This window comes from Sinorhizobium fredii USDA 205 (genome assembly GCF_001461695.1).
Classification (GTDB): Bacteria; Pseudomonadota; Alphaproteobacteria; order Rhizobiales; family Rhizobiaceae; genus Sinorhizobium; species Sinorhizobium fredii.
The window spans coordinates 56,796-74,636 of the sequence record NZ_AUTC01000045.1 but is presented as its reverse complement, the minus strand read 5'-3'; the positions used below and the strand labels follow the sequence as shown (position 1 = coordinate 74,636).

15 protein-coding genes and 1 pseudogene are annotated in these 17,841 nt (G+C 65.4%); 11 read left to right on the top strand and 5 right to left on the bottom strand.

Translation table 11 applies throughout. The features are described from left to right. Nucleotides 1-46 precede the first annotated feature (46 nt). From N181_RS06260 to mnhG, 10 genes and pseudogenes are all read left to right on the top strand, one after another. Complete coding sequence (locus tag N181_RS06260) at nt 47-1,000, top strand: nucleoside hydrolase (protein WP_037394075.1); 954 nt, start codon at nt 47-49, stop codon at nt 998-1,000. 277 nt (nt 1,001-1,277) lie between these two features. Next, nucleotides 1,278-2,288, top strand: coding sequence for a ligase-associated DNA damage response exonuclease (locus N181_RS06255; RefSeq protein WP_037394113.1), 1,011 nt, complete (start codon nt 1,278-1,280; stop codon nt 2,286-2,288). Between the two features lie 3 nt (nt 2,289-2,291). Further along, complete coding sequence (locus N181_RS06250) at nt 2,292-3,905, top strand: cisplatin damage response ATP-dependent DNA ligase (RefSeq protein ID WP_037394072.1); 1,614 nt, start codon at nt 2,292-2,294, stop codon at nt 3,903-3,905. 105 nt (nt 3,906-4,010) lie between these two features. After that, nucleotides 4,011-6,677, top strand: a complete 2,667-nt coding sequence (locus tag N181_RS06245; RefSeq protein ID WP_050984024.1) for a bifunctional diguanylate cyclase/phosphodiesterase — start codon at nt 4,011-4,013, stop codon at nt 6,675-6,677. A gap of 238 nt (nt 6,678-6,915) precedes the next feature. After that, nucleotides 6,916-9,845: pseudogene (locus N181_RS06240) on the top strand (monovalent cation/H+ antiporter subunit A). After that, a complete protein-coding gene (locus N181_RS06235) occupies nt 9,845-10,195 on the top strand; it encodes a Na+/H+ antiporter subunit C (RefSeq protein ID WP_014329878.1) in 351 nt (116 codons plus the stop codon). The pseudogene N181_RS06240 and the gene N181_RS06235 overlap by 1 nt, the downstream one beginning before the upstream one ends. Beyond that, nucleotides 10,161-11,807, top strand: a complete 1,647-nt coding sequence (locus N181_RS06230) for a monovalent cation/H+ antiporter subunit D (RefSeq protein WP_037394067.1) — start codon at nt 10,161-10,163, stop codon at nt 11,805-11,807. The genes N181_RS06235 and N181_RS06230 overlap by 35 nt, the downstream gene beginning before the upstream one ends. A 2-nt stretch (nt 11,808-11,809) precedes the next feature. Continuing rightward, nucleotides 11,810-12,295, top strand: a complete 486-nt coding sequence (locus tag N181_RS06225; protein WP_037435146.1) for a Na+/H+ antiporter subunit E — start codon at nt 11,810-11,812, stop codon at nt 12,293-12,295. Next, on the top strand, nt 12,292-12,573 hold the full coding sequence (locus tag N181_RS06220; RefSeq protein WP_014329881.1) for a K+/H+ antiporter subunit F: 282 nt from the start codon (nt 12,292-12,294) through the stop codon (nt 12,571-12,573). The genes N181_RS06225 and N181_RS06220 overlap by 4 nt, the downstream gene beginning before the upstream one ends. Next, nucleotides 12,570-12,941, top strand: a complete 372-nt coding sequence (gene mnhG / locus N181_RS06215) for a monovalent cation/H(+) antiporter subunit G (RefSeq protein ID WP_037394062.1) — start codon at nt 12,570-12,572, stop codon at nt 12,939-12,941. Before N181_RS06220 ends, mnhG begins: the two co-directional genes overlap by 4 nt. A gap of 7 nt (nt 12,942-12,948) precedes the next feature. Here the strand turns inward: mnhG and cobM are convergent, their stop codons facing one another. Beyond that, on the bottom strand, nt 12,949-13,707 hold the full coding sequence (gene cobM / locus N181_RS06210) for a precorrin-4 C(11)-methyltransferase (RefSeq protein ID WP_037394059.1): 759 nt from the start codon (nt 13,705-13,707) through the stop codon (nt 12,949-12,951). A 19-nt stretch (nt 13,708-13,726) separates the two neighbouring features. After that, nucleotides 13,727-14,959, bottom strand: a complete 1,233-nt coding sequence (locus tag N181_RS06205; RefSeq protein WP_037394056.1) for a bifunctional cobalt-precorrin-7 (C(5))-methyltransferase/cobalt-precorrin-6B (C(15))-methyltransferase — start codon at nt 14,957-14,959, stop codon at nt 13,727-13,729. Between N181_RS06205 and N181_RS06200 the strand changes: the two genes are divergently transcribed. Beyond that, nucleotides 14,937-15,737: a cobalt-precorrin-6A reductase gene (locus tag N181_RS06200; protein ID WP_037394108.1), complete on the top strand. Its 801-nt coding sequence runs from the start codon at nt 14,937-14,939 to the stop codon at nt 15,735-15,737. The genes N181_RS06205 and N181_RS06200 overlap by 23 nt on opposite strands. On the opposite strand, the gene N181_RS06195 is transcribed toward N181_RS06200, so the two are convergent. Genes N181_RS06195 through N181_RS06185 form a run of 3 tightly spaced genes read right to left on the bottom strand, consistent with a single transcriptional unit; the run spans nt 15,701 to nt 17,840 of the window. After that, on the bottom strand, nt 15,701-16,465 hold the full coding sequence (locus tag N181_RS06195; protein WP_037394055.1) for a precorrin-3B C(17)-methyltransferase: 765 nt from the start codon (nt 16,463-16,465) through the stop codon (nt 15,701-15,703). The two genes, N181_RS06200 and N181_RS06195, sit on opposite strands and share 37 nt — an antisense overlap. After that, nucleotides 16,462-17,211, bottom strand: coding sequence for a precorrin-2 C(20)-methyltransferase (locus tag N181_RS06190; protein ID WP_037394052.1), 750 nt, complete (start codon nt 17,209-17,211; stop codon nt 16,462-16,464). Before N181_RS06190 ends, N181_RS06195 begins: the two co-directional genes overlap by 4 nt. After that, complete coding sequence (locus N181_RS06185; protein ID WP_037394049.1) at nt 17,208-17,840, bottom strand: precorrin-8X methylmutase; 633 nt, start codon at nt 17,838-17,840, stop codon at nt 17,208-17,210. The genes N181_RS06190 and N181_RS06185 overlap by 4 nt, the downstream gene beginning before the upstream one ends. Nucleotide 17,841 lies beyond the last annotated feature (1 nt).

Below are 17,841 nucleotides of genomic sequence, written 5' to 3'. Positions count from 1 at the left end.
TGCCGCCGGCGCACAGGGTCAGAGTTCCCCAGAGAAGGAAGACGACATGCACAAGGTTATTTTCGATACGGATCCTGGCGTCGACGACGCCATGGCGCTTCTCTTCCTGCACCGGCACCCGAAGATCGACCTCATCGGCATCACCTCGGTGTTCGGCAACGCCTCCATCGAGACGACGACGCGCAACGCGCTCTTTCTCAAGCAGGCCTGGGGTATTGCCGCGCCGGTCGCCAAGGGCCTCGGCGAGATGTTCAATCCCGGTCGGCCGCATATCGACTGGCCGACCGGCATCCACGGCCACGACGGGCTTGGCAATATCGACGTGCCGGACGAAATCGACCTGCCACTTGACCCCCGTCCTGCCCATCGCTTCATCATCGATACGGTGCGCGCCAATCCGGGTGAAGTGACGCTCGTTGCCGTCGGCCGCATGACCAATCTGGCTCGCGCAGTGCGCGAAGACCCGGCGATCGCCGGCCTCGTCAAGGCGGTGGTGATCATGGGCGGCGCCTTCGACGTGCCCGGTAACATCACCCCGGCGGCCGAGGCCAATATCCATGGTGACCCGGAGGCAGCCGATGCGGTGATGACGGCTCCTTGGCCGGTGACGGTAATCGGTCTCGACGTGACCTCGCAAACCGTGATGACGCGCGCCATGCTCGCCGACATCGCCGAACGCGGCGGCAAGGCGGCTGAGCTCCTTGCCGACATCTCGCAGTTCTACATCGTCTTCTACGAGCAGCATGTCGATGACGGCATGGTTATCCACGACAGCTGCGCCTGTGCCTATGTCGTGGCACCGGAATTGTTCCGGACCCGCAGCGGCGCGATCCGCGTCCTGTGCGGCGGCATCGCCGACGGCCAGACGATCCAGAAGCCGGACGGCCGGCTTTTCCCGCCGAATGCCTGGGACGAGGCGCCGAGCCAGAAAGCCTGCATCGGCATCGATGCAGGCGCGGTATTGAAACTGATCGGCGAAACGCTGGCGAACCGGCTGTAGAAACCGCTCCCAAAAGACCCCTCCCCAACCCCTCCCCACAGGTGGGAGGGGCTAGGCGCTCGCGGCGACCGCCTGCTAACTGCACCCCCCGCGTTTGACGCAAAGGGTTTTGCTGGAGGTGGAAACGGCGCGGCACGTGAGCCCCTCCCCCTTGTGGGGAGGGGTTGGGGAGGGGTCTTGCCGCGCTCCGCGTGCACTGACGTGCTCAGAAAGGACTCTAACGAAAAACTTGCGCGGACAGCTGGCAGAGGCGCGTCTGCCGGCTATCTTTGTTCGCATGAAGCCGGACAGTCTGCTCTATCCAGCCCCGAAGGGGCTCTATTGCCAGAAGGGAGATTTCTATATCGACCCGGTCCAGCCGGTCGAAAGGGCGCTGATCACGCATGGCCATTCCGATCATGCCCGCGCCGGGCATCGCCGCGTGCTCGCGACGCGCGAGACGCTCGACATCATGCGCATCCGCTACGGCGACGGGTTTTGCGGCGAGAGCGAGATCGCCAAGCTTGGCGAAGCGATGACCGTCAACGGTGTGCGGGTCTCATTCCATCCGGCCGGCCATGTGCTCGGCTCCGCCCAGATCGCGGTCGAGGCGGGTGGGAAACGGATCGTCGTTTCCGGCGACTACAAGCGCCGCTCCGACCCTACCTGCCGCCCCTTCGAACCGGTCTCCTGTGATGTCTTCATTACCGAGGCGACATTCGGCCTGCCGGTCTTCCACCATCCCGACGACAGGGCGGAGACCGCCCGGCTCCTCGCATCGCTGAAGCAGTTCCCCGAACGTGCCCATGTCGTCGGCGCCTACGCGCTCGGCAAGGCGCAACGGGTGATCGCGCTGCTGCGCCAGCAGGGCTACGACGAGCCGATCCATATCCACGGCGCGCTCGCCAAACTCTGTGAGTATTACCGGACCGAAGGGATCGATCTCGGCGATCTCCGCCCGGCCACCCTTGCCGGCGACAAAAGGCCGGATTTCGCCGGCGGCATCGTGATCGGTCCGCCTTCGGCCTTTGCCGACCGCTGGGCGCGGCGCTTCGCCGAGCCGGTCGCCGCTTTCGCGTCCGGGTGGATGCTCATTCGCCAGCGCGCCAAGCAGCGTGGCGTCGAACTGCCGCTCGTCATCTCCGACCACTGCGACTGGGCCGAGCTGACCGGCACCATACGCGAGATCGCCCCGGCCGAAGTGTGGGTGACGCATGGCCGCGAGGAGGCCCTGGTGCGCTGGTGCGAATTGGAGTGCATCCCGGCCCGCCCACTCCATCTCGTCGGCTACGACGACGAGGGGGAATGACGGATGAAAGCCTTCGCCGAACTGCTCGGCCGCCTCGTCCTGACACCCCAGCGAAACGCCAAGATTAGGCTGCTTGCCGACTATTTCCGCAGCACCCCCGACCCGAGCCGCGGCTTTGCGCTCGCGGCGATCGCCGGAACGCTTTCGCTCAACACCGTGAAACCGGCATTGATCCGCGACCTGCTGCTCGAGCGCATGGACGAGGTGCTGTTCCACTATTCCTATGACTATGTCGGCGATCTTGCCGAGACGGTTTCGTTGGCCTGGGAGCCGCCGCAGGGGACTGCGCCTGCAGACATCCCGCTCGGGGAAGTCGTCGAGCGGCTTCAAAGGGCGGGGCGGTCCGAGGTTCGGTCGCTCGTCCGCGACGTGCTCGACCGGCTCGATACTGCCGGCCGCTTCGCCTTTCTGAAGCTGGTCACCGGGGGTTTACGGATCGGCGTCTCGGCGCGGCTCGCCAAACAGGCGCTGGCCGACATGGGCGGCAAGGATATCGGCGAGATCGAAACCTTGTGGCATGGGCTTTCGCCGCCATATCTCCCGCTCTTTCTGTGGCTTTCCGGCGAAGCGGAGATGCCCGTTCTGACCACGCCTGCCGTGTTTCATTCGGTCATGCTGGCCACCCCGATCGGAGAGGGCGACCTCGAAGGACTGGACCCGGCCGACTTCGCCGCCGAATGGAAATGGGACGGCATCCGAGTCCAGCTCGCCAATATCGGCGGCGTACGGCGGCTCTATTCCCGCAGCGGCGACGAGATTTCGGGCGCCTTTCCGGAAATCATCGAGGCCGCCGATATCGCCGGCGTGATCGATGGCGAGCTGCTGGTCGGCGGAACGATGCGCACCAACCGCGCCACAGCCACATTCGGCGACCTGCAGCAGCGCCTCAATCGAAAGACCGTCAACCGCAAGCTGTTCGAAGACTTTCCGGCCTTCATTCGCGGCTACGACATCCTCTTTTCGGGGGAGCGCGACATGCGGCCCGAACCTTTCCAAACTCGTCGCCAAGCCTTGGCGGCCCTCATCGACGCCGCCTCGCCGCAGCACTTCGACCTGTCGCCGCTCGTCCCCTTCTCGACCTGGGAGGAACTCGACCGCCTGCGCTCGGAGCCACCGGATCCGGTCATCGAGGGTATCATGCTGAAGCGGCTCGACTCGCCCTATCTGGCCGGTCGGATGAAAGGTCCATGGTTCAAGTGGAAGCGCGCGCCATTCAACATCGACGCGGTGCTGATGTATGCGCAGCGCGGCCATGGCAAGCGCTCCAGCTACTATTCGGATTTCACCTTTGGCGTCTGGACGGAGGCCGAGGGCGGCACAGCCCTGGTTCCCGTCGGCAAGGCCTATTTCGGCTTTACCGACGCCGAGCTCGAGGTTCTCGACCGGTTCGTGCGCGACAACACGGTCGAGCGCTTCGGCCCGGTGCGGGCGGTCCGCGCCGAACCGGACGCCGGCTTTGTCGTCGAGGTGGCCTTCGAGGGTTTGAACCGATCGACCCGCCACAAGTCGGGCGTCGCCATGCGCTTCCCGCGCATCGCCCGGCTGAGACCGGACAAACTGCCGCGGGAGGCCGACCGTCTGGAGACCTTGCAGGCGATGATCGGGATCAAAAGTTAGGCGTCCCGATTTCGGCTATTTCAGTGACTGCGAATGAAGAATTGTTAAGGAGAGTTTGGAATATTCGGGCTATCTAGCCCAAATCCGCATCCGCAGGGTCGTCTTGTGCCAAAAATCAAAGGTCAATATTTTGGGAAACACCGGCTCTCGCGGTTTCTGACGCCCAACTACGTCCCGGCGCTGATCGCGACCTTCGTCGTTCTGATTGCCGGGGTTCTCGCCGACAATCAGAACCGTGTCGTTTTCGAAGCGCGTCTGCGCTCCGAGGTCGCGGACGAACTCAATCCGATACGCTCCCGCTTGGAAAGCAGCGTCAACGGCAATATCCAACTCGTCCGTGGCCTGATCGGCACGATCGCCACCGAGCCCGACATGCGGCAGCAGCGCTTCAGCGAACTTGCACAGAGCATCTTCAGCGAACGCTCGCAACTCCGCAACCTCGCCGCGGCGCCCAATCTGGTCGTCTCCATGGTCTACCCGGTGGCGGGCAACGAGAAGGCGATCGGCCTCGACTACCGCACCAACGACAAGCAACGCGAAGCCGTCATGCGTGTGGTGGCGAGCGGAAAGATGGTGCTTGCCGGCCCGGTCGATCTCGTCCAGGGCGGTCGCGGATTGATCGGCCGCTTTCCGGTGACGGCCAATGCCGGCGGCAGCAAGCGCTTCTGGGGTCTGATGTCGGCTGTCATCGACATCGATCAGCTCTATCGCGACAGCGGTCTCGTCTCCTCGAGGCTCGGTATCGACATCGCCCTTGCCGGCCGTGATGGCCAGGGACGCGATGGCGCGATTTTCTTCGGCGACCCGGCGATCTTCGGCAAGGCGCCGGTGGAGATGGACGTGACGCTGCCCGGCGGCTCGTGGCAGATGGCGGCGATACCGAAGGGCGGCTGGCCCGCGACGCCGGACAATGCCTGGCAGGTCCGCCTGCTCATCATGCTCGGCGGCCTGATGATCGTCGTGCCGATGATCGTCACGGGACATCTGACGACGGAGCGCCAGCGAAACATCCGCGCGCTCCGGCAGAGCAAGGACCAGCTGCTGGAACTTTCGCATCGCCTCAAGATCGCGCTCGACACTTCCAAGATCGGCATCTGGGAACTCGATATCGACACCGGCAGGCTGCTGTGGGACAACCGCATGAAGGAGCTCTACGGCGTCGGCTCATCCGTCCGCGAAAACTATGACGACTGGAAGGAGGCGCTGCATCCCGACGATCTCGCGCGCGCCGAGGCGGAATATACCGAGACGGTCGCAAGCGGCGGCGCCTACAATTCCGAATTCCGTATTCGGCTGCCGGGCGGCGAGATCCGCCACATCCGTGCCATCGGTTCGATCCACGTGAGCGCGCGGGGGAGCCGGAAGATCGTCGGCGTCAACTGGGACGTGACGGCCGACGTCGAAACACGCGCAAGACTTTCGGAAGCCAAACGTCTCGCCGAAGCACATAGCGCCGAGCTCGAGGCTGCGCGGTACCGGATGGAGTTCAACGCCCTGCACGACCCCTTGACTGGCCTGCCGAACCGCCGCTTCCTCGATCAGATCCTCGCGGACCGCGCCCGGCAATTCGATGCCCGGGAAAGGGTCAGCATCTTCCATATCGACCTCGACCGTTTCAAGCAGATCAACGATACGATGGGCCATGCGGCGGGCGACGAAATACTTAGACACGCCGCCGGACTGCTGCGCGCGAGCGCGCGGGAGAGCGACTTCGTCGCACGGATCGGCGGCGACGAGTTCGTCATCATTCGGGCCGGCGGCAACACCGAGGAAGATGCGGCGCTGGCCTCGAGCATCATCGAGGCAATGAGCATGCCGGTCCGCTACAAGGAGCAGGAATGCCGCATCGGCGTCAGCATCGGCATTGCCGCCCAGGCCGCGACGACCGATGAGCTCGCCCAGATCCTCGTCAACGCCGACATCGCGCTCTATGAGGCCAAGAGGCGCGGCCGCAACAGGCACGAAACCTTTACCGGCGCGCTCAAGACCGCCGTGTTCCAGACGAAGCAGACGGCCGACGAGATCCTCCGCGGGCTCGAGCAGAACGAGTTCGTCGCACATTTCCAGCCGCAGTTTTGTCCGGCATCCCTGGAGGTCATCGGCGTCGAGGCGCTGGCGCGATGGGATCACCCCACCAAGGGGCTGATCGGGCCGCACGCCTTCCTGAAGACCGCCGAAGACATCAACGTCGTCGCTGCCATCGACCAGGCGATCCTGGAACAGGCGCTCTTCCAGATCTGCCGCTGGGAGGCGAACGGCATCCGCATACCCAAGGTCTCGGTCAACCTCTCCTATTCGCGGCTGCGCGACGAGGGGCTGATCGAACGGCTGGAGCAGATGCGGATACCCGAGGGTCGACTTTCCTTCGAATTGCTGGAATCGATCTCCTTCGACGAGAACGACACGACGCTGCTGTCGAACATCAGGCGCATCAAGGAACTGGGCATCGACATCGAGATCGACGATTTCGGCACCGGCTACGCCTCCATCCTCAGCCTCTTGAAGCTGACACCGCGTCGCCTGAAGATCGACCGGCAACTGGTACTGCCGCTTCTCGAATCCCCCCAGCAACGCCGCCTCGTCGAATCGATTATCGACATCGGGACCTCCCTCGGCATCGAAGTGATCGCCGAAGGCGTGGAGACGCACGAACACGCCGCCATTCTCAAGCAGCTCGGCTGCCATGGACTGCAGGGCTATGCCTTCGCCCGGCCGATGAGCGCCAATGATCTCGCAACCTTCATCTTCGAACGAAAGTGGCGCGCCGCCTGAGATAGGGGCTACCGGCTGCGAACGCGGCGCTCTCGCACCGGGCACCGCATGACGCGACGTTTCGGCGCGTTTTTCTGCCCCGAAAGGCTTGGCAGTCGAGCGGAAAAAAGTCATAAAAACATATGCCTCTGCCGCTTCGCGGATAGTCCGGGCATTTCGGCGACGGTTGCTTCGGCGGCTGTCCCTCCGGAACCAGCAGTTCCAATCTCCGATGCATCCAGACCGAGAGGGCTGAACGATCGAATACGCGGAAAAATTGCTATCCGTCTTCATTCTCGCCCCGTTCGGGGGAAGCCTCATCGCAATCTTCTTTCCGTCCGATCAACGCGGCGCCACAGCCTGGTTCGCAGGCGCGATCGCCCTCATTTGTTTCCTCGTCACGGCCGCCCTCTACCCCTTTGTCGCCACTGGCGGCGTGCTCCGCTTCGAGCTCGCCTGGATCCCCGAACTCGGGCTGAACTTCAAGTTGCGCATGGACGGGTTTGCCTGGTTGTTTTCGGCGCTGATTACGGCGATCGGATTCCTGGTCGTCCTCTACGCCCGCTATTACATGGCCGAGGAAGACCCCGTGCCGCGCTTTTTCGCGCTCTTTCTCGCCTTCATGGGCTCGATGCTCGGCGTGGTGCTTTCCGGCAACCTCATCCTGCTCGCGGTCTTCTGGGAACTGACGAGCATCGTTTCCTTCCTGCTGATCGGCTACTGGCATCACAACGCGCATGCGCGCGACGGGGCTCGCATCGCACTGACGATGACCGGCATGGGCGGCCTTGCAATGTTCGTCGGCTTGCTGCTGATCGGCCGGGCCGTCGGCAGCTACGACCTCGACGTCGTGCTCGCCTCGGGCGACGTGATCCGCAACGATCCGCTCTACAACGCGATCCTGGTCCTCGTTCTGCTCGGCGCCCTGACAAAGAGCGCCCAGTTCCCCTTTCATTTCTGGCTGCCGCATGCCATGGCCGCCCCAACGCCGGTTTCTGCCTATCTGCATTCGGCGACCATGGTGAAGGCCGGCGTTTTCCTGCTGGCGCGGCTGTGGCCGGTGATGGCCGGCACGGAAGCCTGGTTCTGGATCGTCGGCCTTGCCGGCCTGACGACACTGCTGCTCGGCGCCTATTTCGCTATCTTCCAGCAGGACCTGAAGGGGCTGCTCGCCTATTCGACGATCAGCCATCTCGGGCTGATCACCGTTCTGTTGAGCCTCGGCAGCCCGCTGGCCGCAATCGCGGCGGTCTTCCATATCGTCAACCACGCGACCTTCAAGGCCTCGCTGTTCATGGCCGCCGGCATCATCGACCACGAAACCGGCACGCGCGACATGCGCCGCCTGAGCGGGCTCTTCCATTACATGCCGATTACCGCGACGCTCGCCATGGTCGCGAGCGCCGCCATGGCCGGCGTGCCGCTGCTCAACGGCTTCCTGTCGAAGGAAATGTTCTTCGCCGAGGCGATCGAGACGCATCTCATCAATACGCTCGACACGGCGACCCCCTATGTCGCCACGATCGCAAGCATGTTTGCGGTGACCTATTCGCTGCGCTTCATTCACAGCGTCTTTTTCGGGCCGCTCCCCTCCGACCTACCGAAGAAGCCGCACGAGCCGCCGCGCTGGATGCGGGCTCCGGTCGACTTCCTGGTGCTCGCCTGCCTGGTCGTCGGGATCATTCCCGCCCAGACGATCGGGCCGTTCCTGCACACCGCCGTGGTCTCGATCCTGCGCGAGGAAACGCCGGTCTACAGCCTTGCCGTCTGGCATGGGTTGAACATCCCGCTGATCATGAGCTTCGTGGCGCTGTCGGGCGGCGTCGGCCTCTATTTCCTCATGCGCTCCTATCTTGCGACGGGCATAGAGGGGCCGCCGGTCTTCCGCCTGCTCGAGGGACAGCGCATCTTCGAGCGCGTGCTGGTGACGCTTTCGTGGAAATGGGCCCGCTCGCTCGAGCAGAGCCTCGGCACGCGCCACCTGCAGCCGCAGATGCGGCTCCTGGTGTTCCTGGCACTCGCCGCCGGCGCTTTGCCCCTCGCAATCGGCGGCTTCCAGCTGCCGCCGCTCGTCATTCGCGGCATTGATCCCGCCTTCGCCCTGCTCTGGGGCATTGGCATCGCCTGCGCCGTCGGCTCGGCTTTCCTGGCGAAGTTCCACCGGCTCGCATCGCTCGTGCTCCTCGGCGGCGCCGGGCTCGTCACCTGCCTCACCTTCGTCTGGTTGTCTGCTCCCGACCTTGCCGTCACCCAGCTTCTCGTCGAGATCGTCACGACGGTGCTCATCCTGCTCGGGCTGCGCTGGCTGCCGAAGCGCATAGAGGAGCCCGAGACGGCGGATATTCCGCTCAAGGTCCGCTTCAGGCGCCTGCGCGACTTCCTGCTCGCCGCCGCGGCGGGCGGCGGCGTCGCGCTCGTCGCCTACACGGTGATGACCCGGCCGTTGATACAGGAGACCATCGCAGCCACTTCCTCGCCCGGGCCTACCACGAGGGCGGCGGCACGAATGTCGTCAATGTCATCCTGGTCGATTTTCGCGGCTTCGACACGCTCGGCGAAATCGCCGTGCTCTGCATCGTCGCGCTCACGGTCTTTGCGCTGCTGCTGCGCTTCCGCCCGCACCCGGACAGCCTGGAAACGCCGGAGCAGCAGAAGGTGCAGAAGGCCTATGACGACGACCATCCCGAGAGGGCGGAGGGCGACAGCGTCGCCGAGTATCTTCACATCCCCTCGGTGATCATGCGCTGGATGTTCCCCGTCACCGGCATGCTCGCCGCCTATCTGTTCCTGCGCGGCCACGACCTGCCGGGCGGCGGCTTTGCCGCGGGCATTGCCATGTCGATCGGGTTCATCCTGCAATATATGTCGGGCGGCACCCGCTGGGTGGAGGAACGGCTGCGCATTCACCCGCTTCGCTGGATGAGCATCGGTCTCCTCGTCGCCTTGGCAACCGGCGTCGGTTCCTGGCTCTTCGGCTATCCGTTCCTGACGTCGCGCTCCGAATATGCCAGCCTGCCGGTCATCGGCAAGGTGCCGCTCGCAAGCGCCATCCTCTTCGACCTCGGCGTCTTTTCGCTCGTCCTCGGCGCCACGGTACTGTTGCTCATCGCGCTGGCCCACCAGTCGGTCCGCCGCGCGCCGCGCGCCCATATGCGACCCGCGCGGCCGGAAAGGGAGGCGGCACAGTAATGGAGCTCATTCTCTCTGCCGGCATCGGGGCGCTCGCCGCATCGGGCATCTATCTTCTGCTGAGGCCGCGAACCTATCAGGTGGTCATCGGCCTCTCGCTGCTCTCCTATGCGGTCAATCTCTTCATCTTCAGCATGGGGAGGCTCAGGGTGAACGCCCCGCCGGTGCTCGAGCCGGGAGGCGTGGGCGACCTCCTGCGCTACACCGACCCCGTTCCGCAGGCCCTCGTCCTGACCGCGATCGTCATCGGTTTCGCCATGACCGCGCTTTTCCTCGTCGTGCTGCTCGTTTCACGCGGCTTCACCGGCACCGACCATGTTGACGGAAGGGAGCCTCCGCGCGGTGACTGATTGGTTGCACCACCTGCTGGTCTTGCCGGTCCTGCTGCCGCTCGCCGTCGCGGCGGTGCTGATCCCGATCGACGAGCGCGATCGGACGTTGAAGGGAGCCATCGGCTTCGCATCGACGCTCGTCGTCTTCATCGTCGCGATGATACTGATGCGGCTTGCCGCAGCGGGCGACGGCAGCCTGCCGGGCGACGGCGTCTATCAGCTCGGCAATTGGCCGGCGCCATTCGGCATCGTCCTCGTCCTCGATCGCCTGTCGGCGCTGATGCTCTGCCTCGCCAGCGGCCTGGCGCTCGCCGCCCAGGTCTATTCGATGGCCCGCTGGCACACCGCCGGCCACCATTTCCATTCGCTGTTCCAACTGCTCGTCGCCGGCCTCAACGGCGCTTTTCTGACCGGCGATCTCTTCAATCTCTTCGTGTTCTTCGAGATGATGCTCGCCGCCTCCTACGGTCTGCTGCTGCACGGTTCCGGGCCGTTGCGCGTCAAGGCCGGGCTGCATTACGTCGCCATCAACCTCGCCGCATCATCGCTGTTCCTGATCGGCGTCAGCCTGATTTACGGCGCCACCGGCACGCTCAACATGGCCGATCTCGCGCAGAGGCTCGCGACGCTCGCGCCGGAAAGCCGGCGGCTCGTCGAAACCGGCGCCGCCGTGCTGGGCGTCGCCTTTCTCGTCAAGGCGGGCATGTGGCCGTTGAGCTTCTGGCTGCCGACCGCCTACGCGGCGGCGACGCCGCCGGTCGCCGCCGTCTTCGCCATCCTGACGAAGGTCGGCATCTACGTCATTCTCCGCCTGCATCTGCTCGTCTTCGGCACCGCGGCGGGCGCATCGGCCGGATTCGGCCAGGACTGGCTTCTGGCCGGCGGCATGCTGACGATCGCCTTCGGCACCATCGGCGTGCTTGCTTCGCAGGCAATGGGTCGGCTCGCCGCCTATGCGGTGCTCGTCTCTTCCGGGACGCTGCTTGCGGCGATCGGCCTCGGACGACCGGAAATGCTCGCCGGCGCCCTCCTCTATCTCGTCAGCTCGACGCTGACGATCGCAGCCTTCTTCCTGCTTATCGAACTTGTCGAACGCGGCCGCGACGCTGGCGCCGACGTTCTGGCGGTGACGATGGAGGCCTATGGCGACTTCGACGAGGATGAAGAAGAGGAGGAAGTGGGCGTCGCCATTCCGGGCACGATGGCCATTCTCGGGCTCTGTTTCTGCGTGTGCGCCATCCTGCTGTCCGGCCTGCCGCCACTATCGGGCTTCATCGCCAAATTCGCGCTGCTGCGCGGGCTCTTCGACCTGCCGGAAGCAAAAGAGGCGAGCACGATTTCGGCCGCCGACTGGATCTATGTGGCGCTCCTCATCCTTTCGGGCCTCGCCGCCATGATCGCCATGAACCGGGTCGGCATCCGGACCTTCTGGGCTTCGATCGAGGGAACCATACCGCGCGTCGTCGTCATCGAGATCACGCCCGTTGCCGTCCTGCTCGCGGCTTGCGTCTTCCTGAGCTTCCAGGCCGGGCCCGCGATGCGATACATGCAGGCGACCGCCGACGATCTGCTCGCCCCGCTCATCCTCAGCGAGCGGGTTCTTTCCGCACCCAGGGCGGGGGGAAAGTAGAGATGCGCGCCTGGTATCCCTATCCGCTGTTCTCGATCGCCCTCTTCCTCATGTGGCTGTTGCTCAACCAGTCGATGGCACCCGGCGCGATCGTCGTCGGCGTCTTCCTGAGCACGCTCCTCGCCTGGGTCATGGTGAAGCTGCAGCCGACCCAATCGCGCCTGCGCCGTCTGGGGCTTATGGCAGGCTTCGCACTTGCCGTCGCCGCCGACATCATTCGCTCGAATGTCGCAGTCGCCGGGATCATCCTGCGGGCTCGACGCAGACCGGCAAATACCGGTTTCATGACCGTCGATGTGGATCTGGAGAACGAGAATGCGCTGGCCCTGCTCGCCTGCATCCTGACTGCGACGCCGGGCACCGCCTGGCTCGAATACGACCGGCGTCAGAAGAGTTTGCTCCTGCATGTGCTCGATATCGACAACGAGGATCTCTGGCGGCGAACCGTCAAGCGCTACGAGGCGGGACTGAAGGAGATACTGCAATGATCGCGCTTGCAATCGTCTGGTCGGTCCTGCTCGCACAGGTCATGCTCGCCTTGGCGATGGCCTTCGCACTCTACCGCATCATCAAGGGTCCGCGCGCCCAGGACCGCATCCTCGGGCTCGACACGCTCTACATCAACGCGATGCTGATGCTGCTTGTCTTCGGCATCCGCACGGCCAACACGATCTATTTCGAGACGGCGCTGATCATCGCTCTGATCGGCTTCGTCTCCTCGATCGCCTTTGCGAAATTCCTCATGCGGGGCGAGGTGATCGAATGAACCATCTGACCGACCTGCCAGCCTGGGCGGCGATCATCGTCTGCGGATTGCTGCTTGTCGGCGCGGCGATGACGCTCGTCGGCTCGCTCGGCCTGCTGCGCCTTCCGAGCTTCTACGACCGCCTGCACGCGCCGACGATCGCAACGAGTGGCGGCACGATCCTCATCTGCCTGGCGTCGATGCTCTGCTTCGCGGTGCTGCAGAGCCGCTGGATCTTCCACGAACTGCTGATCATCTTCTTCGTCATCGTGACGACGCCGGTTACGCTGATGCTGCTCGGACAGGCCGCGCTTTACCGCGATCGCGTCGAGGATCGGCGCGATGTTCCGCGCAAGCCAAAGCCGGTAGCGCAACCGGATGCGGAATGAGACCGCTCTATTCCCGGCCGCGGAAGCGGCGCTGATAGGCCGGATCATAAAGGGAGCTTTCCCGGAAGTCCGATGCCTCTAGCCCCGGCCCGACGAAGATCAGTGCCGTGCGCTCGATCGGTTCGACTGCGACCTTTGAGGCGATATCACCGAGCGTGCCGCGCACGACACGTTCATCCGGCCAGGAGGCCTTGACGACGATCGCCACCGGGCAATCGGCGCCGTAAAGAGGCAGCAGTTCCTCGACGACGCGGTCGAGCGCGTGGATGGCAAGGTGGATTGCCAGTGTCGAACCTGTGGCGCCGAAAGCGGCTAGCGTCTCGCTGTTCGGCATTGGCGAGGCGCGGCCGGAAACGCGGGTCAGCACAAGGCTTTGCGCCACGGTCGGAATGGTCAGTTCGCGGCCGAGCGTCGCCGCCGCGGCGGCGAAGGCCGGTACGCCGGGCGTCATCGTGTAGCCGATGCCGTGTTTCTCCAGACGCCGTATCTGCTCGGCAACCGCACTCCAGACGGACAGGTCGCCGGAATGCAGCCGCGCGACATCCTCTCCGGCTTCAGCCGCGCGCAGATACTCCGCCTCGATCTCGTCGAGCGACATCGGCGCCGTGTCGATGATGCGGGCACCGGGCGGACAATATTGCAAGAGCTCCGGCGAGACGATCGAGCCGGCATAGAGGCAGACCGGGCAGCGGCCGATCAGGTCCCTGCCCCTGACCGTGATGAGGTCTGCCGCGCCTGGTCCTGCGCCGATGAAATGTACCGTCATGATCTATCCTCTAAAAACCTCAGGCCTTGACCCAGGACCATTGCGTCACCGGCATCGCCGGTCGCCAGCCCGTCATCGTGCCGACGGGTGAGGCACGGGCGATGTCGATACGGATCAGCGAACCGCCGAGCCCAGCGTGATGGGCCAGCAGCACCGCTTCCATTTTTGTCGTTACCGCATTGGCAACCAGCCTACCGCCGGAGGGAAGTGCTGCGATCGCCGCTTCCATGACACCGGCCTCACTGCCGCCGCCGCCGATGAAGATCACGTCCGGCCGGGCCAGTCCCGAGAGCGCGTCCGGCGCCTGGCCTTCGACGACGGACAATCCCGGGACACCGAAACGCGCCGCATTGCGGCCGATCCGCGCCGCCCGCTCGGGCGAAGCTTCGACGGCGATCGCCCGCATCGCCGGATCCGCCAGCATCCATTCGATGGCGATCGAGCCCGAGCCGGCGCCGATGTCCCAGAGGAGCTCGCCCTTGCGCGGCGCCAGCGCCGAAAGGGTCAGCGCCCGGACCTCACGCTTGGTGATCTGACCGTCATGCTCGAAGAGCGCATCGTCGCGGCCGCTGGCAAGCGGCAGAACGCGTGAACCCGCATCCGCGACGACCTCGATCGCACAGACGTTCAAGGCGTTGACCTTTTCCAGCGTGAAGCTCGAGGCAACGTGCCGGGAGACGCGCTCGCGTTCGCCGCCCAATGCTTCGAGGACGGTAAGCCGGGACTGACCGAAGCCGCTTTCGCTGAGCAGTCCGGCGAGCGCATTCGGGCCGTTCCCGTCCGAAGTCAGTGCCAACACGCGGGCGCCCGGCTGCAGATGCGGCCGAATGAGATCGAGCGGGCGTCCGTGCAGCGAAACGGTTGCCGCCTCCTGCAGCGCCCATCCGAGCCGCGCGGCTGCGAGGCTGAAGGCCGAGGGCGCGGGAATCGTCCGCATCTCGCTCGCCTCGATGCGGCGCGCCAGCGTGGCGCCGACGCCGTAGAGGAACGGATCGCCGGAGGCGAGCACCACGACGGGGCTCCCTCGCCTTGAAATGATCGCCTCGACCGATTTTTCGAAGGGGCTCTGCCAGGCCTCGCGCTCGCCCCGGATCAGGGATGCCGCGAGCTCGATATGGCGGATGCCGCCGAAGACGACCGGGGCCGCAGCAATCAGCCGCTTGGCCTCGTCGCCGAGACCGGCTACACCATCCTCCCCGATACCGATGACGGTCAACCAGGGAGCGACAATGGCCGAGACGCTATTCGACATGTCAGCCATGGAGAGACCTCGCATCCTGATCCTCGGCGGCACGACCGAGGCGCGGCAGCTTGCCGAACGCCTCGCGACCGATCGGCGCTACGACGCGGCGGTCTCGCTGGCCGGCCGCACCGCCGATCCGCGGCCGCAGCCATTGCCGACCCGCGTCGGCGGCTTCGGCGGCGCCGAAGGGCTTGCCGTTTTCCTGGAGCTCGAGACCGTTGCCCTGCTCGTCGATGCGACCCATCCTTTTGCGGCGCGCATTTCCCACAATGCGGCAACCGCAGCGGCGGCAACCGGAACGCCGCTCTTCGCGCTGCGCCGGCCCGCCTGGGGCGCCCAACCGGGCGATCGCTGGACGCGCGTCGCGAGCGTAGCCGAGGCAGTGTCCACCCTTGGCGCCGCGCCGCGGCGCGTCTTCCTGGCCATCGGCCGCCAGGAGGCCTTCCACTTCGAGAAGGCGCCGCAGCACAGCTATGTGGTGCGCAGCGTCGATCCGGTGATGCCGCCGCTGAACCTTCCCGACGCCACGGCGATTCTCGCGCACGGCCCGTTCGCCGAGGCGGACGAGCTCGAACTGCTCGGCGAACATGCAATCGATGTTGTCGTCGCCAAGAACAGCGGCGGCACCGCCACCTATGGCAAGATCGCCGCGGCCCGGAAGCTCGGGATCGAGGTAGTGATGGTCGAGCGCCACAAGCCGGCCGATGTGCCGACGGTCTGCGACTGCGACGAGGCGCTCGAACGCATCCATCAATGGCTGTCCCCGGTGAAGGACCGCGGCGTGTAGACAAGATCCGGTTTGCCGTCGCGGGCAACGATCCGCGTCTCCGGCGAACCGATGATCACGCAGGTCGCCATGTCGGCGCGCTCGGGATCGGCTTCGCCGAGCGTCATGACGGCGATGCGCTCGTCCGGCCGGCCGGCGGCCCGGCCGAAGATCACCGGCACACGAGCCGGCAGCACCTGGCGCAGCACCTCGAAGGCGTCGCCGAGCTGCCAGGGACGCGCCTTGCTGATCGGGTTGTAGAGGGCGATGACCAGCCCCGCTTGCGCCGCAAGCCGCAGGCGCTTGGTAATCACATCCCACGGTTTCAGGTTGTCCGACAGCGACATGGCGCAGAAGTCGTGACCGAGCGGTGCGCCGATGCGCGCCGCCACCGCGAGCATGGCGGTGACGCCGGGCGTGATCGTGAGATCGACCTGCCGCCACTCGACCGGCCCCTTGTCGATCGCCTCGCAGACGGCCGCGGCCATCGCGAAGATGCCAGGATCGCCGCCGGAGACCACGCAGACATCGACGCCGGCGCTCGCGCGTGTCAGCGCCGCCTGAGCGCGGTCCAGTTCCTCGCGGTTGTCGGAGGCGATGCGCCGTTGGTCGGCCCTGAGGCTCAGCCGGTCGAGGTAAGGGCCATAGCCGAAGAATTCGCTCGCAACCGCGATCGCATCCTGCGCCTCCGGCGTCATCTGCGCCGGATTGCCGGGGCCGGTGCCGACGATGAAGAGTTTTCCGGTCATGCTCTGTCCTTCGGGCCGGGCCTGTCCTTCCAACCTGGAACGAGCACGAGCGAAAAATAGGGCGCTTCGTCGTCCGGCTTCTTGCCGAGCGGGATCATCGCCGCATTTTTCATCGTGCCGCGCTCGACATAGACCGCCGCGTCGAGTTTGCCGGCCGCCGCAAGCGCGCGGCGGATCTTCGGCAGGTTGCGGCCGACCTTCATGATCACGGCCGCTTCGGTGTCGGCAAGCCTGCGCTGCAGTTCGGCCTCGCCCATCGTGCCGGGAAGGACCGAGAGAACTTCGTCGCCCTGCACCAGCGGCAGACCGGCAGCCGACCAGCATCCGGACATCGCCGTGATGCCGGGAATGACCTCGACCGCGAACCGGCCTGCGAGCCGTACATGCAGGTGCATGTAGGAACCGTAGAACAGCGGGTCCCCCTCGCTCAGAACGGCGACGGTGCGCCCAGCCCTGAGGTGCGCGGCAACCGCTTCTGCGGAGGCATTGTAGAAGTCGGTGATCTGCCGCTTGTAGGCCTCGTCGTCCTTGTCGATTTCGGTGGTCACCGGATAGTAGAGCGGCAGTTCGACAAGATCGGGCTTCAGAAGGTGTTCGACGACGGCGCGGCCGTTGCCGCTGCGACCCGCCTTGGCGAAATAGGCGACAACGTCCGCCTCGCCAAGCGCCCGCACCGCCTTCACGGTCAAGAGCTCCGGATCGCCGGGGCCGGTTCCGACGCCGATCAGTCTGCCCGGCCCGCTCACAGGCCGGGCCTCGCCAGCGAATTCAGCGCCGCCGCCGTCATCGCACTGCCGCCCAGCCGGCCGCGGACGATCGCGAAGGGAACGCCATAGGAATTCTCGGCAAGCGCATCCTTCGATTCCGCCGCGCCGACGAAGCCGACCGGCATGCCGAGGATCGCCGCCGGTTTCGCCGCGCCGTCACGCAGCATTTCGAGCAGATAGAACAGCGCCGTCGGCGCATTGCCGATCGCAACGACCGAACCTGCCATCCGCTCGCCCCAAAGCTTCAGCGCCGCCGCCGAGCGCGTATTGCCGATCTCGGCGGCGATCTCCGCCGTGCGCGGATCACGCAGCGTGCAGATCACCTCGTTGCCGGCCGGCAGCCGCGCCCGGGTGACGCCATGGGCGACCATTTCCGCATCGCAGAAGATCGGTGCGCCGTTCTTCAGCGCGTCGCGCGCGGCGGAGACGAAATCGGAGGAGAAGACGAACTGACGCGCCGCCTCGACGGAACCGCAGGCATGCACCATGCGCACCGCAAGGTCGGCCTCTTCCTCCGAGAAGCCGGAAAGATCGGCTTCCGCGCGGATGATCGCGAAGGAACGCTCGTAGATGGCGTTGCCATCGCGGATATAATCGTAATCAGGCATT

What these genes read in the sequence shown, in the direction of transcription:
- N181_RS06260 (WP_037394075.1), top strand. Translation starts at nt 47, where the DNA reads ATGCACAAGGTTATTTTCGATACGGATCCTGGCGTCGACGACGCCATG.
- N181_RS06255 (WP_037394113.1), top strand. Translation starts at nt 1,278, where the DNA reads ATGAAGCCGGACAGTCTGCTCTATCCAGCCCCGAAGGGGCTCTATTGC.
- N181_RS06250 (WP_037394072.1), top strand. Translation starts at nt 2,292, where the DNA reads ATGAAAGCCTTCGCCGAACTGCTCGGCCGCCTCGTCCTGACACCCCAG.
- N181_RS06235 (WP_014329878.1), top strand. Translation starts at nt 9,845, where the DNA reads ATGGAGCTCATTCTCTCTGCCGGCATCGGGGCGCTCGCCGCATCGGGC.
- N181_RS06230 (WP_037394067.1), top strand. Translation starts at nt 10,161, where the DNA reads ATGTTGACGGAAGGGAGCCTCCGCGCGGTGACTGATTGGTTGCACCAC.
- N181_RS06225 (WP_037435146.1), top strand. Translation starts at nt 11,810, where the DNA reads ATGCGCGCCTGGTATCCCTATCCGCTGTTCTCGATCGCCCTCTTCCTC.
- N181_RS06220 (WP_014329881.1), top strand. Translation starts at nt 12,292, where the DNA reads ATGATCGCGCTTGCAATCGTCTGGTCGGTCCTGCTCGCACAGGTCATG.
- mnhG (WP_037394062.1), top strand. Translation starts at nt 12,570, where the DNA reads ATGAACCATCTGACCGACCTGCCAGCCTGGGCGGCGATCATCGTCTGC.
- cobM (WP_037394059.1), bottom strand. Translation starts at nt 13,707, where the DNA reads ATGACGGTACATTTCATCGGCGCAGGACCAGGCGCGGCAGACCTCATC.
- N181_RS06200 (WP_037394108.1), top strand. Translation starts at nt 14,937, where the DNA reads ATGGCCGAGACGCTATTCGACATGTCAGCCATGGAGAGACCTCGCATC.
- N181_RS06205 (WP_037394056.1), bottom strand. Translation starts at nt 14,959, where the DNA reads ATGTCGAATAGCGTCTCGGCCATTGTCGCTCCCTGGTTGACCGTCATC.
- N181_RS06195 (WP_037394055.1), bottom strand. Translation starts at nt 16,465, where the DNA reads ATGACCGGAAAACTCTTCATCGTCGGCACCGGCCCCGGCAATCCGGCG.
- N181_RS06185 (WP_037394049.1), bottom strand. Translation starts at nt 17,840, where the DNA reads ATGCCTGATTACGATTATATCCGCGATGGCAACGCCATCTACGAGCGT.